The organism is Burkholderia sp. APQ4-4ca (assembly GCF_057837105.1).
This window is the reverse complement of sequence record NZ_JBYQCG010000096.1, coordinates 1-1097: the sequence shown is the minus strand read 5'-3', so window position 1 is coordinate 1097 and position 1097 is coordinate 1. Positions and strand designations below refer to the sequence as shown.

The 1097-nt window shown below is 53.3% G+C and carries 1 rRNA gene; it reads left to right on the top strand.

The features are described from left to right. A 23S ribosomal RNA gene (locus AC3IFE_RS10840) occupies positions 1–1097 on the top strand; the annotation flags it as partial.

Here is a 1097-nt window from a genome sequence, read left to right as displayed (position 1 = left end):
GTAACACGTACTGGAGGTCCGAACCCACTAACGTTGAAAAGTTAGGGGATGAGCTGTGGATAGGGGTGAAAGGCTAAACAAACCTGGAAATAGCTGGTTCTCTCCGAAAACTATTTAGGTAGTGCCTCGTGTCTCACCTTCGGGGGTAGAGCACTGTCATGGTTGGGGGGTCTATTGCAGATTACCCCGCCATAGCAAACTCCGAATACCGAAGAGTGCAATCACGGGAGACAGACATCGGGTGCTAACGTCCGGTGTCAAGAGGGAAACAACCCAGACCGCCAGCTAAGGTCCCCAAATATAGCTAAGTGGGAAACGAAGTGGGAAGGCTAAAACAGTCAGGAGGTTGGCTTAGAAGCAGCCACCCTTTAAAGAAAGCGTAATAGCTCACTGATCGAGTCGTCCTGCGCGGAAGATGTAACGGGGCTAAGCTATATACCGAAGCTGCGGATGCGTGCTTTGCTCGCATGGTAGGAGAGCGTTCCGTAAGCCTGCGAAGGTGCCTTGTAAAGGGTGCTGGAGGTATCGGAAGTGCGAATGCTGACATGAGTAGCGATAAAGGGGGTGAAAGGCCCCCTCGCCGTAAGCCCAAGGTTTCCTACGCAACGTTCATCGGCGTAGGGTGAGTCGGCCCCTAAGGCGAGGCAGAAATGCGTAGCTGATGGGAAGCAGGTCAATATTCCTGCACCATTGTTAGATGCGATGGGGGGACGGATCGCGGAAGGTTGTCCGGGTGTTGGAAGTCCCGGTCGCTGCATTGGAGAAGGCGCTTAGGCAAATCCGGGCGCGCAATTCAAGGGTGTGGCGCGAGCTCCTTCGGGAGCGAAGCAATTGGAAGTGGTTCCAAGAAAAGCCTCTAAGCTTCAGTCTAACGATGACCGTACCGCAAACCGACACAGGTGGGCGAGATGAGTATTCTAAGGCGCTTGAGAGAACTCGGGAGAAGGAACTCGGCAAATTGGTACCGTAACTTCGGGATAAGGTACGCCCTTGTAGCTTGACTGGCCTGCGCCAGGAGGGTGAAGGGGTTGCAATAAACTGGTGGCTGCGACTGTTTAATAAAAACACAGCACTCTGCAAACACGAAAGTGGACGTA